Source organism: Kineococcus sp. NPDC059986, from assembly GCF_040702905.1.
Taxonomy (GTDB): domain Bacteria; phylum Actinomycetota; class Actinomycetes; order Actinomycetales; family Kineococcaceae; genus Kineococcus.
Map to the genome: position 1 here is coordinate 43,891 of NZ_JBFBND010000015.1, position 15,564 is coordinate 59,454.

A 15,564-nucleotide genomic window follows, 5' to 3' on the forward strand; every position below is an offset into this window, starting at 1 on the left:
CGGCGGACCTGCCGATAGCGTCGTCATCAGACGGGGAGCGTCCGCCCCCCGCTCGGGAGGTCGCCGTGCGAGCTGTCCAGTGCAGCGGGGAGACCCGGTCCCGGGTCGCCCGTGCAGGGCGTCCTGAGGTCCCGGTCCGCCGCTGAGGGGGGTCCGGACGCGGGCGCGTCCCGGGCTCCCGAGAACGGGAGACGTTCGTGGTCGACAACTCCAGCCGCGAGTCCAACCGCGAGTCCAGCAAGGTGAACACCCCGACCCCCGCCCGTGCGGGCGCCCTGCCGCCCGATCCCGACCGTCAGACCTTCGTCCTGGACACCTCCGTCCTGCTGTCCGATCCCGGAGCCCTCGTCCGGTTCGCCGAGCACGACGTCGTCCTGCCCCTCGTCGTCGTGAGCGAGCTGGAGGGCAAGCGGCACCACCCCGAGCTCGGCTACTTCGCCCGCGAGGCGTTGCGCCGCCTCGACGACCTGCGGGTCGAGCACGGCCGCCTCGACGCGCCGATGCCGATCGGGGAGGCCGGCGGGACGCTGCGCGTCGAGCTCAACCACTCCGACACCGCCGGGCTGCCGTCCTCGCTGCGTTCCGGGCCGCTGGCCACCGCGGGGGACACCCGGATCCTCGCGGTCGCCGCGAACCTCGCCGCGGAGGGGCACCGCGTCACCGTCGTCTCCAAGGACGTCCCGCTGCGCGTCAAGGCGTCGGCCATCGGCCTGACGGCCGACGAGTACCGCGCCGAGCTCGCCCCCGACACCGGGTGGACCGGGGTCGTGGAGCTGACCGCGACCGCCGAGGAGGTCGCCGCCCTCTACGACACCGGGTCGCTGGAGACCGACGAGCTGCGGGACCTGCCCGTCAACACCGGCGTCGTCCTGTCGTCCCCGCGCGGGCACGCGCTCGGGCGCACCGCCCCCGACAAGACGCTGCGCGTCATCAAGGGCGACCGGGAGGCCTTCGGCGTCCGCGGCCGCTCGGCCGAGCAGCGGATCGCGCTCGACGCGCTGCTCGACTCGACGGTCAGCATCGTCTCCCTGGGCGGCCGGGCCGGGACGGGCAAGTCGGCGCTCGCGCTCGCCGCGGGGCTCGAGGCCGTCATGGAGCGGCGCGAGCACCGCAAGATCGTCGTGTTCCGACCGCTGTACGCCGTCGGCGGGCAGGACCTGGGGTACCTGCCGGGCACCGAGGCCGAGAAGATGGGGCCCTGGGGGCAGGCCGTGTTCGACACCCTCGAGGCCGTCGTCGACCCGAAGGTCGTCGAGGAGGTCTTCGCGCGGGGGATGCTCGAGGTGCTGCCGCTGACCCACATCCGCGGCCGGTCGCTGCACGACTCCTACGTCGTCGTCGACGAGGCGCAGTCGCTGGAGCGCAACGTCCTGCTGACGGTCCTGTCCCGCATCGGCCAGGGGTCGAAGGTCGTCCTCACTCACGACGTCGCGCAGCGCGACAACCTGCGGGTGGGCCGGCACGACGGGGTCGCGGCCGTCGTCGAGGCGCTCAAGGGGCACCCGCTCTTCGCCCACGTCACGCTGACGCGGTCCGAGCGTTCGCCCGTCGCGGCGCTCGTCACCGAGCTCCTGGCGGACTTCGGCGCCTGACGACCCCGCCCCTCGGGTGCCCCCCGGGGCGGGTGGGACGGGAGGGTCCGGTTCCGGGTCGCGGCAGATCGCGGCCCGGATCCCGGAACCGAACCGGTGATCCTCGCGTCGAAGTCACGTCAGGACCCGCTCGCCGTGTGAGATGTTCCACAAAAGTCGACAGAACGTCGCCACTTCGTGACCTCACCGTGACGAAATGGGCTCTGGGCGTTTGCCCAGACCCCGTCCGGCGAGGCAGCGTGCCCTCCCGACAGCACCTCGAGGCCGTCACCGGAGCAGGACCGCGAACGACCGCCCAGGCTCCGGCGACGTCGACCGACCGGACGCACGCCGCGTCCGACGGGTCGTCCGGGTCCCACGGTGACGCTCCTGCGAGCGTCACGGCCCTGCCGACAGGTGGACGAGCTCGACCGGGCGTGGGCCGGGCGAACGTCGGAAGGCCCGGCTTGCCGCCCCACCGCACCAGCGAGCTCACGGACGAGCAGACCTCCCCCCAGAGCGCCTCGACCACCCCCTCCGGCCCGACCCGCCCCCGGCGGTCGCGCGGACGGTTCGTCGCCCGCCTCGCCGCCCCGGCCGTCGTGGCCGTCTCGGCGTCCGTCCTGGCCGGCGCCGCCCTCACGTCGGGTCCGGCCCCCGAGGCCGAGGCCGCCGTGCCGGACCGCCTCGTCCTGGCCGCCCAGGCCGAGCGCCAGCAGACGTCGTCGGCCGCCTGGTTCGACCAGGTCGGTGTCCGCGCCGCCGCGGACCAGCGCGTCGCCGCCGAGAAGGCGGCCGCGGACGCCGCCGCCGCCGCGGAGGCCGAACGACTGGCGGAGGAGGCCCGTCAGCAGGCCGCCGCCGAGGCCACCCGCAACGCCCAGCGCGACCCGCGCGGCATCGCGCAGATCATGGTCGCCCAGCGGGGCTGGAACGACGCGCAGTTCTCCTGCCTGGACTCCCTGTGGACCAAGGAGAGCGGCTGGGACTACACGGCCGACAACCCCGGCTCCAGCGCGTACGGCATCCCGCAGGCGCTGCCCGGCAGCAAGATGAGCTCCGTCGGGGCCGACTGGGAGACCAACCCCGTCACCCAGATCACGTGGGGTCTGAACTACATCGAGAGCCGCTACGGCAGCCCGTGCAGCGCCTGGTCGCACTCCCGGGCGAGCAACTGGTACTGAACCTCCGCTGACGCACGAGAGCGCCTGACCCCTCGTGGGCCAGGCGCTCTCGTGCGTCCAGAGGTCTCCGCGGCTCAGCCGGCCCCGGGGCCGGTGGCGCGGCAGGGGCAGCCGAAGACGGCGCACAGGGCGCGGACGACGTCGCGCGGCTCGCGCACCGGTTCGGGGAAGGAGGCGCGCAGGGTCGTCGTGCCCGACCCCACGGTCACGAGGACGTCGAGGCCGTGGCGGTCGGCGCCGACGACGGCGACCTCCCGCGTCTGCTGGGCGTCCTGCGCGGGCAGCGTGTCCAGGACCCAGCCGACGAGCGCGTCGCGGTGGTCGGCCTCCAGGTGGGCGACCAATCCGTCCTCGTCGTCGTACAGCGGGTCGGGGGAGGCGGCCGTGAACTCGTCGTCGGCGACGAGGTGGACGCCGTCGGCCGTCGTGACGCGCACGTCGGCGACCTCCAGGCGCCACACCGAGCGGGTGGTGCCGACGTCGAGGAGCGCGCCCAGCGGGCGGACGGCGGCGGCGGTCTGGGCCACGCGGCGCTGGTCGGCGGGGAGGATCGACTCGACCCAGCCGGTGACGCTGAGGCGGGCTCGCGGCAGCACGGCCTGCCCCGGCGGCACGTCGAGCACGTCGAGGACGACGGGCGCGCCGTTCCAGCGGGCGTCGGCCTCGAGCACCTTGAGGTGCGCCTGCAGCGGGGAGGCGTCCTCGACGAGCAGGAGCAGCCCGCCCCACGCGTCGGTGAGGTGCTGCACCGGGTAGGGCTGGGTCCGCGCCTCGGCCCCGCGACGGCTGCCGGGGGTCGCGCCGAGACCGTCGGCGTGCGGGCAGGCGTGGCTCTCCCGGGGCAGGTGCAACGTCCCGGTGACGGTCCCGACCGCCAACGTCCGCCCCCACTGGGCGGGGGTGGGCCGCCGCGGAGCGGGCACCGGCGCAGGGGCCGTGGTCGGGGGCACCCCTTCGGAGGCCGTAGGCTTGGACTCGGTGCGCTCCGTAGCCCCCGAACGTCGGGGGTCGGGTGCCGTGGCCCGTTCGATCCCCTGGATCCGGTGGTTCACAGTGCCTCCTCGGTGCGCGATCGTCCTAGCCGTTCGAGGTTCCTCGACTTTGGCTAGGCTCACCTTACGATCAGGAGAGTGGAATGAACAACGCCCGACCCAAGGTGCGCATCAGCCGCGCGCTCGGGGTGGCCCTCACGCCGAAGGCCGCCCGCTTCATGGACCGCCGTCCTTACCCCCCGGGCATGCACGGCCGCAAGCAGAAGAAGGCGTCGGACTACGCGACGCAGCTGCGCGAGAAGCAGCGTCTGCGCTACCAGTACGACGTGAGCGAGACGCAGCTGCGTCGCGCCTACGACCTCGCCAAGCGCAAGCCTGGCAAGACCGGTCAGAACCTGGTGCAGCTGCTCGAGACGCGTCTGGACGCCGTCGTGTGGCGTGCCGGCTTCGCCCGCACCATCTACCAGGCGCGCCAGATGGTCACGCACCGCCACATCGTCGTCGACGGTCGTCGTGTCGACCGTCCGTCGTTCCGCGTCGTCCCGGGCCAGGTCGTCGAGGTCGCTCCTCGCTCCAAGGCCAAGACGCCGTTCATCGTCGCCCGTGAGGGCGGCTGGAGCGACAACGAGATCCCGGGCTGGCTGTCCGTGGAGCGCGAGGACCTCACCGCCACGGTGAACGCCCTCCCGGTCCGCGAGCAGATCCCCGTGACCTGCGACGAGCAGCTCGTCGTCGAGTACTACTCGCGCTGAGCCTGCCGCACCACCAGCACCGCGCCACAGGGCGCCGGTCCCCGCGACGGGGCCGGCGCCCTGTGCCGTTCCCGCCCCTCACAGGCGCGAGGACCCCCGGTGCACGAGCGAGGCCTCGTCGAGGTCGAGCTGCTCCAGCGCCTCCCGCACCGCGTCCTCGTCGACGTCGCCGGTCTCCTCGGCCGCCACGAGCGCCTGCCGCTGCGCGACCAGCACCGCCCGGCGCAGCTCGACGGCGCGCCGGGCCCGGCTCGTGCGACCCTCGACCTCCTCGGCGTCCGCCGCCCGGTCCTGCGCGCTGCGGTCGGCGCGCGCCAGGACCGTGTCGACCCACCGGCGTTCGGCCTCGTCGGTCGTCTCCTCCCGGGCCGTCCGCAGGACCTCGACCATGCTCTCCCGCACGATGCGCTGCGCCTTGCGGTGCTCCGCCTCGCGCCAGGTCTCCTCGCGCGAGGTGTCGAGGTCGAGGTGCCGGATGAGCGCGGGCAGCGTCGCCCCCTGCAGCAGCAGCGTCCCGACGGCCACGACGAACGCGAGGACCTGCAGGTCGGCGCGGTGCGGGAAGTCCTCCGGCAGACCGGCCGCCGCGGCCAGGGTCACCACCCCCCGCATCCCCGTCCAGGCCAGCACCACGTCCTCAGCGGGAGTGAAGTGCCGTCCGCCGGGGGAGAGCCTGCCGTGCAACAGGTTCCGCATGACGAACCCGCCGGCGACGATCCACGCGAGGCGGACCAGGACGACCGCAGCCAGGACGACGACCCCCGCCACGAGCAGTTCCACCGCCCGCGCCCCGTCGGTCACGGCGTCGGCGAGCAGGAAGTGGAACTGCAGCCCGAGGTAGGCGAAGACGAACGCCTCGAGCAGCACGTCGAGGATGTTCCAGAACTCGCGCTCGGACAGGCGCGTCGCGTAGAGCGCGGCGAGGGAGTGCCGGGACAGCACGAAACCCGCCGTCACGACGGCGAGCACCCCCGACCCCTCGACGACCTCGGCGAGGCCGTAGGCGGCGAAGGGGAGCAGGACCGCGAACGCCGTCATGAGCGAGGCCTCGGTGAGCCGGGCCCGGACCCACGCCGCGACGTGCCCGAGGGCGAAGCCCACGGCGATGCCGATGGCCGACGTCGCGAGGAAGAACAGCACGGGGCTGCTCGGCAGGTGGTGCTCGCCCGTGGAGTGCGTCGCCGAGGCGACGGTGACCGAGAACAGCGTCAGCGCCGCGGCGTCGTTGACGAGGCTCTCGCCCTTGAGGGTGTTCAGGACACGGGACGGCAGGCCGAGGCGGCCCCCGATGGCCACGGCGGTCACGGCGTCGGGCGGGGAGACGACGGCGGCGAGCACGAGCGCCATCGGCAGCGTGATCCACGGGATGGCCAGGCTCGCGACGAGCCCGACGACGGCCGTCGTCACGACGACGAGGACGACGCCCAGGTTGGTGATGGAGCGCCAGCGGCGCACGAAGCCGGTGAGGGAGAAGTCCTGCGTCGTGGAGAACAGCAGCGGGGGCAGGACGACGGAGAGGATGACCTCCGGCGACAGCTCGACGCGGGGTACCCCGGGGACGAACGACACCCCCGCCCCGGCGACGGCCAGCAGCAACGGGGGCTGCCAGCCGCGCCGGGAGGCGACGATCGTCAGGGCGAGGGCGGCGAAGACGACGACGAGGAGCTGGGCGAACACCCGGCCCAGTGTCGTCCGTGCCGCCCCCGGACCCGGGTCAGGGGTGGGTCATCGACATGACGTCGAGGGCCGTGTCGAGCTGCGCCTCGGTGACCTCGCCGCGCTCGACGAAGCCGAGGTCGACGACGGCCTCGCGCACGGTCGAGCCCGTCGCCACGGCGTGCTTGGCGACCTTGGCGGCCGCCTCGTAACCGATGACGCGGTTCAGCGGCGTCACGATCGAGGGGGAGGACTCCGCGAACCGGCGGCACGCCTCGACGTCGGCCTCGAGGCCGTCGATCGTCCGGTCGGCCAGCAGGGTGGAGGCGTTGCCCAGGAGCCGCGCCGACTCGAGGACGTTGCGCGCCATGACGGGGATCTGGACGTTGAGCTCGAAGGACCCGCTGGCCCCGGCCCACGCCACGGTCGCGTCGTTGCCGACGACCTGCGCGCACACCATGAGCGTGGCCTCGGGCACGACGGGGTTGACCTTGCCCGGCATGATCGAGGACCCCGGCTGCAGGTCGGGCAGCCGCAGCTCGCCCAGACCGGTCCGCGGGCCCGACCCCATCCAGCGCAGGTCGTTGCAGATCTTCGTCAGGCTCACGGCGACGACCTTCAGCGCACCGGACAGCTCGACGAGGGCGTCGCGGGCGCCCTGGGCCTCGAAGTGGTCGGCGGCCTCGGTCAGCGGCAGCCCGGTGTCCGCGGCCAGCAGCTCGATGACGCGCTGCGGGAACCCGGGCGGGGTGTTGATGCCCGTGCCGACGGCGGTCCCGCCGAGCGGGACCTCGGCCACGCGGACGACGGTGGCCTCGACGCGCTCGATGCCGCGCGTGAGCTGCGCGGCGTAGCCGGCGAACTCCTGGCCGAGGGTCACCGGGGTCGCGTCCATGAGGTGCGTGCGCCCCGACTTCACGACGTCGGCCCACTCGGTCGCCTTGCGCTGCAGGGAGTCCCGCAGGTGCGTCAGGGCGGGGACGAGGTCGTTGACGACGGCCGAGGTCGCGGCCACGTGCACCGACGTCGGGAAGACGTCGTTGGAGGACTGCGAGGCGTTGACGTGGTCGTTGGGGTGCACGGGGGAGCCGAGGCGCTCGGTCGCCAGGGTCGCGATGACCTCGTTGGCGTTCATGTTCGAGCTCGTGCCGGACCCGGTCTGGAAGATGTCGACGGGGAACTCGCCGTCCCAGCGGCCCGTCGCCACCTCCTCGGCGGCGTCGGCGACCGCCTGCGCCAGGTCCCGGTCCAGGACGCCGAGCTCGGCGTTGGCCAGGGCCGCCGCCTTCTTGATGCGCGCGAGGGCCTCGATGTGGGCGCGCTCCAGCGGGGTGCCCGAGATCGGGAAGTTCTCCACGGCCCGCTGCGTCTGCGCGCGGTACTTCGCGGCCGCCGGGACCCTGACCTCCCCCATCGTGTCGTGCTCGATGCGGAACTGCGCCTCGCCGGGCGCGTCGGTCTGGGTGGGGGCTTCACTGGCCATGGGCCACATCCTGCCAACAGCCCCGCACGGGCGGGGCACCCGGTGGCGCGGATCACGGATCCGATCACGGTCCTCCAACGATCCGCCGGACGGGTCCCGCTCGGCGTGCGTGCTGTGGAGGAGCGGTGTAGCCATGGTCACCAGCAAGGTCACGAGCAAGGTCACGAGCAAGGACGACGGAGTCGAGGGAGGGCCTGTGGCTGGCCGATGGCGGACCCGGCTGGGGATCCTGAGCGCTGCGACGGTGCTCGCGAGCGGTCTCACAGCGTGCGGCGGATCGAGCACGGCGTCGGGGACACCGACGCTCAACTGGTACATCAACCCGGACAACGGCGGTCAGCAGAAGATCGCCGCGCAGTGCAGCGCCGCCTCGAACGGCGCCTACGACATCAAGGTCTCGATCCTGCCGAGCGACGCGGCCGCCCAGCGCGAGCAGCTCATGCGGCGCCTGGCGGGCAACGACTCCTCGATCGACCTCATGAGCCTGGACCCGGTGTTCGTGCCGGAGACGTCCGAGGCGGGGTTCCTGGCGAAGGTTCCGGCGGACCTGCAGCAGCAGTGGTCGAACGGCGTCGTCGACGGGGCGGTGCAGGGTGCCAGCTGGAAGGGTGAGCTGGTGACGGCGCCGTTCTGGGCGAACACGCAGCTGCTCTGGTACCGCAAGAGCGTCGCCCAGGCCGCGGGCCTGGACATGACGAAACCGGTGACGTGGGAACAGGTCATCGCCGCGGCCAAGGCGGAGGGCACCGCGATCGGGGTCCAGGGCCAGCGCGCGGAGTCCATGACGGTGTGGGTCAACGCGATGATCGCGTCGGCGGGCGGGAAGATCATCGAGAACCCTGACGCCAAGGGGCCCGACATCCGCCTCGGCATCGACTCCGAGGCGGGCAAGGCGGCCGCCAAGGTCATGCAGGACATCACGGCCGCGGGTGTCGGCGGGCCGGGCATCGACAACCGCGACGAGGCCGCGACGGCGAACCTGTTCCAGCAGGGCGGCGCCGACTTCATGGTGAACTGGCCGTTCGTCTACGCGCAGGGGAAGTCCGCGGCCGAGGAAGGCACGATGGACAAGGCGATCTTCGACGACTACGGCTGGACGACCTACCCCGAGATGACCGCGGGGCAGGAGGCGAAACCCCCGCTGGGCGGGATCGACATCGGGGTCAGCGCGTTCAGCGAGCACCGGGACCAGGCCTTCCAGGCGGTCTCCTGCATCATCTCGGAGAAGAACCAGGCGGCCTACATGGTCTCCGACGGCAACCCCGCCGCGCTGGAGTCGGTCTACGACGACCCGACGGTCCAGCAGGCCTACCCCATGTACGACACGATCCGGAAGTCCCTGCAGGCCGCGGCACCGCGCCCGCAGACGGCCTACTACAACGAGGTCAGCCAGGGCATCGCCGACCGGTGGCAGCCGGTCTCCTCGGTCACCCAGGACACCCCGGCCGCGTCCCAGAAGTACATCACCGAGGTTCTCCGAGGGGAGAAGCTGCTGTGAGTTCCCAGATGGAGACCCGCTCCGCGGGGGACGTGGCGGTCTCGAAGCCGGCGGCCCGGCGGGGCCGGGGGTCGGACAAGGCCCGGGCCGAGGCCCGCCTCGGCTGGTACCTCGCCGGTCCGGCGTTCGTCATCCTCGTGGCCGTCACGGGGTACCCGATCCTGCAGGCCCTGTACGAGTCGCTGTTCAGCTACCGGCTCACGGCGCCGGGCGACCGCGAGTTCATCGGGCTGAAGAACTACGGCGTCATCCTCTCCGACAGCCTGTGGTGGGGAGCGCTGGGCAACACCGCCCTCATCACCGTCGTCACGGTTGCCGTCGAACTCGTCATCGGGTTCGCGCTGGCGATGGTGATGCACAAGGTGCTCGGGTGGCTGCGCCCCATCGTCCGCACGGCGATCCTCATCCCGTACGCGATCATCACCGTCGTCTCGGCCTACGCGTGGCAGTACGCCTTCGGCCTGACGACAGGGTTCATGAACAGCCTGCTGGGCCTGGGGGACTTCGACTGGTTCGCCAACAAGTGGTCGGCGCTGTTCGTCATCTGCCTGTCGGAGATCTGGAAGACGACACCGTTCATCTCCCTGCTCCTGCTCGCCGGTCTGGCCCAGGTCCCCGCCGACATGACGGAGGCCGCCAAGGTCGACGGCGCGACGGCGTGGGAGCGGCTGTGGAAGGTGACGCTGCCGAACATGAAGGCGTCGATCATGGTGGCACTGCTGTTCCGTGCCCTGGACGCCTTCCGCATCTTCGACAACGTCTACATCATGACCAACGGCGCGGCGGGCACCGAGACCGTCTCGTCGCTGGCGTACAACCAGACGATCAGCCGGCTGGAGATCGGGCTGGGGTCGGCCGTGTCGGTCCTGCTCTTCGTCTGCGTCCTGCTGATCTGCTTCATCGCCATCAAGGTGTTCAAGGTCGACCTGGCCCGAGCGAGGGGTGAAGGCTGATGGGCGCGATGACGCGCAAGGAGAAGACGCTCTGGTACGTGGGGGCGCTGGTCATCGTGCTGTACGCGGTGGTCCCGGTCGCCTACATCGTCTCGATGAGCTTCAAGTCCGAGGCGGCGCTGTCGGACAAGCAGTTCTTCCCGTCCCAGTGGACCTGGGCGAACTACGACGGCATCTTCCGCGGCAACGGTTCGGACCTGTTCCTGCCGGCGCTGCGGAACTCGATCGTCACCTGCCTCGCGGCGACGCTCATCGCGGTCGTCCTGGCGATGTTCGCGGCCTACGCCATCGCCCGGCTGAACTTCCCGGGCAAGCGCATGGTCCTCACCAGCGCGCTGGCCGTGGCGGTGTTCCCCGTCATCACGATGGTGACGCCGCTGTTCAACCTGTGGCGGCAGATCGGCCTGTACGACACGATCCCGGGCCTCATCATCCCCTACCTCGCGCTGACGCTGCCGATCTCGATCTGGACCATGTCGGCGTTCTTCCGCGGCATCCCGTGGGACATGGAGCAGGCGGCCCAGGTCGACGGGGCCACGAGCTGGCAGGCGTTCCGCAAGGTCATCGTCCCGCTCGCGGCGCCCGGGGTGTTCACCACCGCGATCATCGCGTTCTTCATCGCGTGGAACGACTTCGTCTTCGGCATCTCGCTCACGTCGACCTCGCGGGCCCAGCCCGTCCCGGCGGCGCTGTCGAGCTTCACCGGGTCGAGCTACTTCGTCCAGCCGACGGGGGCCATCTCGGCGGCCGCCGTCATCGTCACCATCCCCGTCGTGCTCCTGGCGCTGGTCTTCCAGCGCCGCATCGTCGCGGGTCTCACCAACGGCGCGGTCAAGGGCTGACGCAGGAAAGGGTTCCGAACATGGCTCGCATCGAACTCAAGAACATCGTCAAGAAGTACGGCGACGGCTTCCCGGCCGTCAACGACGTCAGCCTCGACATCGCCGACGGCGAGTTCGTCATCCTCGTCGGCCCGTCGGGGTGCGGGAAGTCGACGCTGCTGCGGATGATCGTCGGACTGGAGGACATCACCGACGGGGACCTGCTCATCGACGGCAAGCGCGTCAACGACCTCGCCCCGCGCGACCGCGACCTGGCGATGGTGTTCCAGAACTACGCGCTCTACCCGCACCTGACGGTGGGGGAGAACATCGCCTTCCCGCTGCGTCTGAACCACTCCAAGGTCCCCGAGAGCGAGATCAAGGAACGCGTCCAGCGCGCGTCGGACATGCTCGAGCTCAACGAGCACCTCGACCGCAAGCCGGCGAACCTCTCCGGCGGGCAGCGCCAGCGCGTCGCGATGGGCCGTGCGATCGTCCGGGACGCCAAGGCGTTCCTCTTCGACGAACCGCTGTCCAACCTCGACGCCAAGCTGCGCGGCCAGATGCGCACCGAGATCGCGCGCATGCAGCGCTCCCTGGCCACCACCACGGTCTACGTCACCCACGACCAGACCGAGGCCATGACCCTCGGCGACCGCGTCGCCGTCCTGCGCAAGGGCGTCCTGCAGCAGGTGGCGAGCCCGCGCGAGCTGTACGAACAGCCCGTCAACCTCTTCGTCGCGGGCTTCATCGGCTCCCCGCCCATGAACTTCCTGCCGGCGCGGGTCTCCGGCACGACGCTGCAGCTGCCGTTCTGCGAGGTGCCGCGGCCCGAGGCGGTGGACGGGTCCTACGAGGGCAAGCTGCTCATCGTCGGCGTGCGGCCGGAGCACTTCGACGACGCCGAGGTCACCGACGCGCCCGAGGGCGCCGCCACGTTCCAGGCGGACGTCGACGTCACGGAGTGGCTGGGCAACGAGCTGTACGCCTACATCCCCTTCGAGGCGGCCGACGAGACGAAGCAGCAGCTCGCCGAGCTCGACCGCGAGCTCGACGGCGAGAGCCTGCGCTCCCAGCTCGTCGTGACGCTCGACGCCATGAGCGGCGTGCGCGACGGCGACACCGCGACGCTGTGGTTCGACCCGAAGCGGATGCACGTCTTCGACCCCACGACGGGTGTGAACCTGACGCGCGACGAGGCCAAGGCGAAGAAGATCGGGGAGCAGTCCGAGGCGCTGCGCAAGCGGTCGCTGGAGCGGGCGCAGTCCAACGAGGGCCGCACGCCGGCGCACGCCGCCTCCTGACGGGTCGCTCGCGGGGGGACCTCGTTGACGCATCCGGCTCGTTCTACGAGCCCGATGCGTCAACGAGCCCACCCCCGGAGGGCGACGCAGAAGCGCTGCGTAGACCCGTTGTGACGCTGCGTCGACGGCGCGACGGCGAGGGGGGGAGGATCCCCGGTCCTGTCCGACGTCCCGGTTAACGTACGCGCACGAGTCCTCCACACGGTCGGCTCGAGGCGCGAACGGGTGGAGGTGGGTGGTGACGGACCTCGTCGTGCCCGCCGCCGGTCCGTCCGACCACGCCGAGGGTTCCGCGACGACCAGTGCGCCCAGCGACTCCGGGCTCGCCCTCGTCCACGACCCGGCCCACGGCCTGACGGTCACCGTCCGACGCCACCTCGACAACGCCCCCGTGCCGGAGTGGCGCGCCCTCGTCCAGCAGGCCGGGCAGCCGCCGTTCACCGGCCCTGACTGGCTGCGGGCCGTGCACGCCCACGTCGGACGGGGTGAGCCGCTGCTCGTCAGCGTCCGCAGCGACGGCCGGTTGCTCGCCTTCGGGGCGTTCGCGCTCCTCGGCGGCCCGCGTCCCCTGCTGACGTTCCTCGGCGCGGGCGGCAGCGACTACGCGGCGGTCCTGACCGACCCCGACGCGGACGTCCCCGCCGTCCGGCTCGTCGCCGCCGTCCTCGACGCCGCGGTCCGCGAGGCGCCGGGGGCGTTCCTCGACCTCGAGCAGGTGCCCGCCGCGGGGGAGCTGACCGGTCACGTGGACGCGTGGGCGCAGGCCCGTGGGTACCGCGTCCGGGCGCTGCCGCAGGCGACCGTGCACAGCGTCCGTCTGCCGGCGACGGTCGAGGAGTACGACGCCGCGCTGGGGCGGCACGCACGGCACGAGGAGCGTCGGCAGTGGCGGCGGCTGGCCGAACTGGGCGAGCTCGTCGTCGCCGACGACCTCCTGGAGACCGTCACCGCGCTGCGCGCGCAGGACCCCGAAGCCGCCGCCGACCGGCTCGAGGAGCTGGTGACGGAGCTCGCCGAGGTGGACGACGCCCACCCGCACGCCGAGCACCGCCGCCGCCCCTGGCGCGGGGCGTCGGGCCGCACGCTCACCGAGGTGCTGTGGACGGCCCCCGCCGGCACGGTCCAGCTGTCCGGGCTGCGCGTCGACGGCGAGCTCATCGCCTACGCCTTCTGCCTGGCCGGTCCGGTCGCGCTGCACGGCTACGTCCAGAGCTACCGCGGGCGGTTCGCCCCGACGGGGCCGGGGACGCTGCTGCTCCTGCGGCTGTGCCGCCGCGCCGTCCTCTCGGGGTACCGGGAGCTGGACCTGCTGCGCGGGGACGAGGCCTACAAGCGCCGGTTGCGGCCGGTGCCGCACACGACCGTGCGGCTCGTCCTGACGCCGTCCGGGCGGGACGCCCTGCCCGCCCTGGCCGACCGCTTCGCGCTGCTGCGCCGGACCTACCGCGACGAGGTGCGCCGCTCCGAGCGCCTGGACCGGTCGTGGACGGCGCTGGCCGGTGCCGTGGAACGGTTCCGCGACGACGTGGGTCGCCGGACGGTCCGGGCGCGGGTGAAGCTACCCGCCCCACGCCTGCCGCGGGGCCGCCGCGGCCGGTGACAGCGGCGGCCGCCGGTGCGCCTTGACGAGGAAGACGAACAGCACGACGAGCCCGACGACGGCGACCACGAGGTGCACGAGGTCGCTGCTGGAGGAGTCCCACGTCGCGTGCAGCGCGACGGCCAGGACGTAGGCGCCGAGGAACGCCCACACGGCCCGGCCGCGGCGCCGCGCCGAGGGGATGCGCCACAGCATCGCGACGGTCATGCCGGTCCAGGCGATGTGGCAGGCCGGGGAGAGCAGTCCGCGCAGCAGCAGCTCCTCGTCCACGGCGGCGATGCTGCGGGCCCGCAGGAGCTCCTGGAAGCCGTACCCCATCGTCTCCAGCGTCGCGAAGCCCATGCCGGAGGCGACCCCCACGACGACGCCACCGCGCGGGTCGCGGGGTCGCAGGACGAGGAAGATCACGAGCGGCACGAGCAGCTTCGCGAACTCCTCGATGATCCCCACGAACAGCATGGGGATCGCGCCCAGGGTCCGCAGGGTGTCGAACTCCAGCGTCCCGGCCGTCACCGTGCCGACGATGCCGCCGGCGATGGCGACCGAGGCCACGAGCCAGCCGCGGACGGCCGGACCCCGGGCGCCCGCCTCCGCGAACGCGAGCACGCTCACCGGGACGGTGATGGCTCCGATGAGCAGCAGCGAGGGGAAGAAGTTGAGGTTCTCCGTCCGCACCATGACGCGGAGCACGACGACGTAGGCGACGACCCCCGCCACGAGCACCCCCAGCCACGCCAGCCGTGCGAGGCGGCGGAACCGCGGGGACGCTGGGGGAGCGGCGGAGGGCGACACGCCCGACAGCGTGGCGCAGCTACGCGCGCGCTGACAACTCGGCCCTGGTCGGCGGGTTGGCGCCCGCCCGCGAGCACGTGATGGACGCCGAGGCCACGGCTGTGCGGACGAGGGACTCCAGCGTTCCGAGCCCGAGGTGGCGCAGCCGGGGCAGCGCCTCGCCGCCCAGGAGGTCGTGCTCGGCCAGGGCGTGCAGCAGCCCGGACATGAAGGCGTCGCCCGCGCCCACGGTGTCGACCACGTCGACGCGGGGGGCCGGGACGTGCAACGTGCCCGCGCCGGACACCGCGACGGCCCCGGCGCCGCCGCGCGTCACGACGACGAGGGCCGGGCCGCAGCCCTGCCACCGGTGCGCGACCTCCTCGACGTCCTGACCGGGCAGCAGCCACTCCAGGTCCTCGTCGGAGGCCTTGACGACGTCGGCGGCCGCGACGAACTCCTCGACGCGGGCCAGCGCCGCGGCGGGGGAGTCGAAGAACGCGGGGCGCACGTTCGGGTCGTAGCTCGTCGTGGCCCGCCCCCGCACCGAGCGCAGCAGCTCCAGCGCCGTCGTGGCGCCGGGGTCGACGGCAGCGCCGATGGACCCGGTGTGCAGCAGGGCCAGGTCCGCCGGCAGGGGGGTCTCCGGCACCCGCCACACGAGGTCGAACTCGTAGGAGGCCTTGCCCTCGGCGTCCACCTCGGCCCGCGCCACCGGCGTGCGGTCGGCGTCGACGGCGCCCGGCAGCAGCCGCACCCCGCCCTCGGCGAGGTGCTCGGACAGCAGCTTCCCGTGCGCGTCGTCGCCGAACCGCGTGAGCAGTGCGACGTCGTGCTCCAGGCGGCCCAGCCCGTAGGCGACGTTCAGCGGCGATCCGCCCGGGTGCTCGGTGCTGCTGTCCTCCCCGGCGCGGTGGACGACGTCGACGAGGGCCTCGCCGAGGACGACGGCGGACCGGTGGGACGCCACGGGTGCCGC

Annotated in this window: 13 protein-coding genes; 8 read left to right on the forward strand and 5 right to left on the reverse strand. The window is 72.7% G+C overall.

The features are described 5' to 3' along the window. The first annotated feature begins 242 nt into the window (after positions 1-242). On the forward strand, positions 243-1,592 hold the full coding sequence (locus AB0637_RS13100; protein WP_366172858.1) for a PhoH family protein: 1,350 nt from the start codon (positions 243-245) through the stop codon (positions 1,590-1,592). Between the two features lie 446 nt (positions 1,593-2,038). Beyond that, positions 2,039-2,755 (forward strand): lytic transglycosylase domain-containing protein, encoded by a 717-nt coding sequence (locus tag AB0637_RS13105; protein ID WP_366172787.1) that lies wholly within the window; start codon positions 2,039-2,041, stop codon positions 2,753-2,755. Between the two features lie 74 nt (positions 2,756-2,829). Here the strand turns inward: AB0637_RS13105 and AB0637_RS13110 are convergent, their stop codons facing one another. Next, positions 2,830-3,678 (reverse strand): DUF2470 domain-containing protein, encoded by an 849-nt coding sequence (locus AB0637_RS13110; RefSeq protein WP_366172789.1) that lies wholly within the window; start codon positions 3,676-3,678, stop codon positions 2,830-2,832. 212 nt (positions 3,679-3,890) lie between these two features. Here AB0637_RS13110 and rpsD point away from each other — a divergent pair, with 212 nt between their 5' ends. After that, positions 3,891-4,499, forward strand: a complete 609-nt coding sequence (rpsD, locus tag AB0637_RS13115; RefSeq protein ID WP_366172791.1) for a 30S ribosomal protein S4 — start codon at positions 3,891-3,893, stop codon at positions 4,497-4,499. A gap of 78 nt (positions 4,500-4,577) precedes the next feature. Here rpsD and AB0637_RS13120 read toward each other — a convergent pair whose 3' ends face one another. Then, positions 4,578-6,176, reverse strand: coding sequence for a cation:proton antiporter (locus tag AB0637_RS13120; RefSeq protein ID WP_366172793.1), 1,599 nt, complete (start codon positions 6,174-6,176; stop codon positions 4,578-4,580). Positions 6,177-6,213: 37 nt separating this feature from the next. Beyond that, a complete protein-coding gene (locus AB0637_RS13125) occupies positions 6,214-7,638 on the reverse strand; it encodes a class II fumarate hydratase (RefSeq protein ID WP_366172795.1) in 1,425 nt (474 codons plus the stop codon). 196 nt (positions 7,639-7,834) lie between these two features. On the opposite strand from AB0637_RS13125, the gene AB0637_RS13130 reads away from it, so the two are divergent. The 5 genes from AB0637_RS13130 (at position 7,835) to AB0637_RS13150 (ending at position 13,814) form a co-directional block, all read left to right on the forward strand. Beyond that, positions 7,835-9,136: an extracellular solute-binding protein gene (locus AB0637_RS13130; RefSeq protein WP_366172797.1), complete on the forward strand. Its 1,302-nt coding sequence runs from the start codon at positions 7,835-7,837 to the stop codon at positions 9,134-9,136. A gap of 8 nt (positions 9,137-9,144) precedes the next feature. Continuing rightward, positions 9,145-10,089 (forward strand): sugar ABC transporter permease, encoded by a 945-nt coding sequence (locus tag AB0637_RS13135; protein WP_366172860.1) that lies wholly within the window; start codon positions 9,145-9,147, stop codon positions 10,087-10,089. Between the two features lie 8 nt (positions 10,090-10,097). Then, a complete protein-coding gene (locus AB0637_RS13140; protein ID WP_366172862.1) occupies positions 10,098-10,931 on the forward strand; it encodes a carbohydrate ABC transporter permease in 834 nt (277 codons plus the stop codon). Between the two features lie 20 nt (positions 10,932-10,951). Then, positions 10,952-12,214 carry a sn-glycerol-3-phosphate ABC transporter ATP-binding protein UgpC gene (ugpC, locus tag AB0637_RS13145; protein WP_366172798.1) on the forward strand — a complete coding sequence of 421 codons (1,263 nt, stop codon included), beginning with the start codon at positions 10,952-10,954 and terminating at the stop codon, positions 12,212-12,214. Between the two features lie 238 nt (positions 12,215-12,452). After that, positions 12,453-13,814, forward strand: coding sequence for a GNAT family N-acetyltransferase (locus AB0637_RS13150; RefSeq protein ID WP_366172799.1), 1,362 nt, complete (start codon positions 12,453-12,455; stop codon positions 13,812-13,814). On the opposite strand, the gene AB0637_RS13155 is transcribed toward AB0637_RS13150, so the two are convergent. Next, entirely contained in the window at positions 13,773-14,606 is an 834-nt protein-coding gene (locus tag AB0637_RS13155; protein ID WP_366172801.1) for a PrsW family intramembrane metalloprotease, read from the reverse strand. The genes AB0637_RS13150 and AB0637_RS13155 overlap by 42 nt on opposite strands. A gap of 19 nt (positions 14,607-14,625) precedes the next feature. Next, positions 14,626-15,555 carry a carbohydrate kinase gene (locus AB0637_RS13160; protein WP_366172802.1) on the reverse strand — a complete coding sequence of 310 codons (930 nt, stop codon included), beginning with the start codon at positions 15,553-15,555 and terminating at the stop codon, positions 14,626-14,628. Positions 15,556-15,564 lie beyond the last annotated feature (9 nt).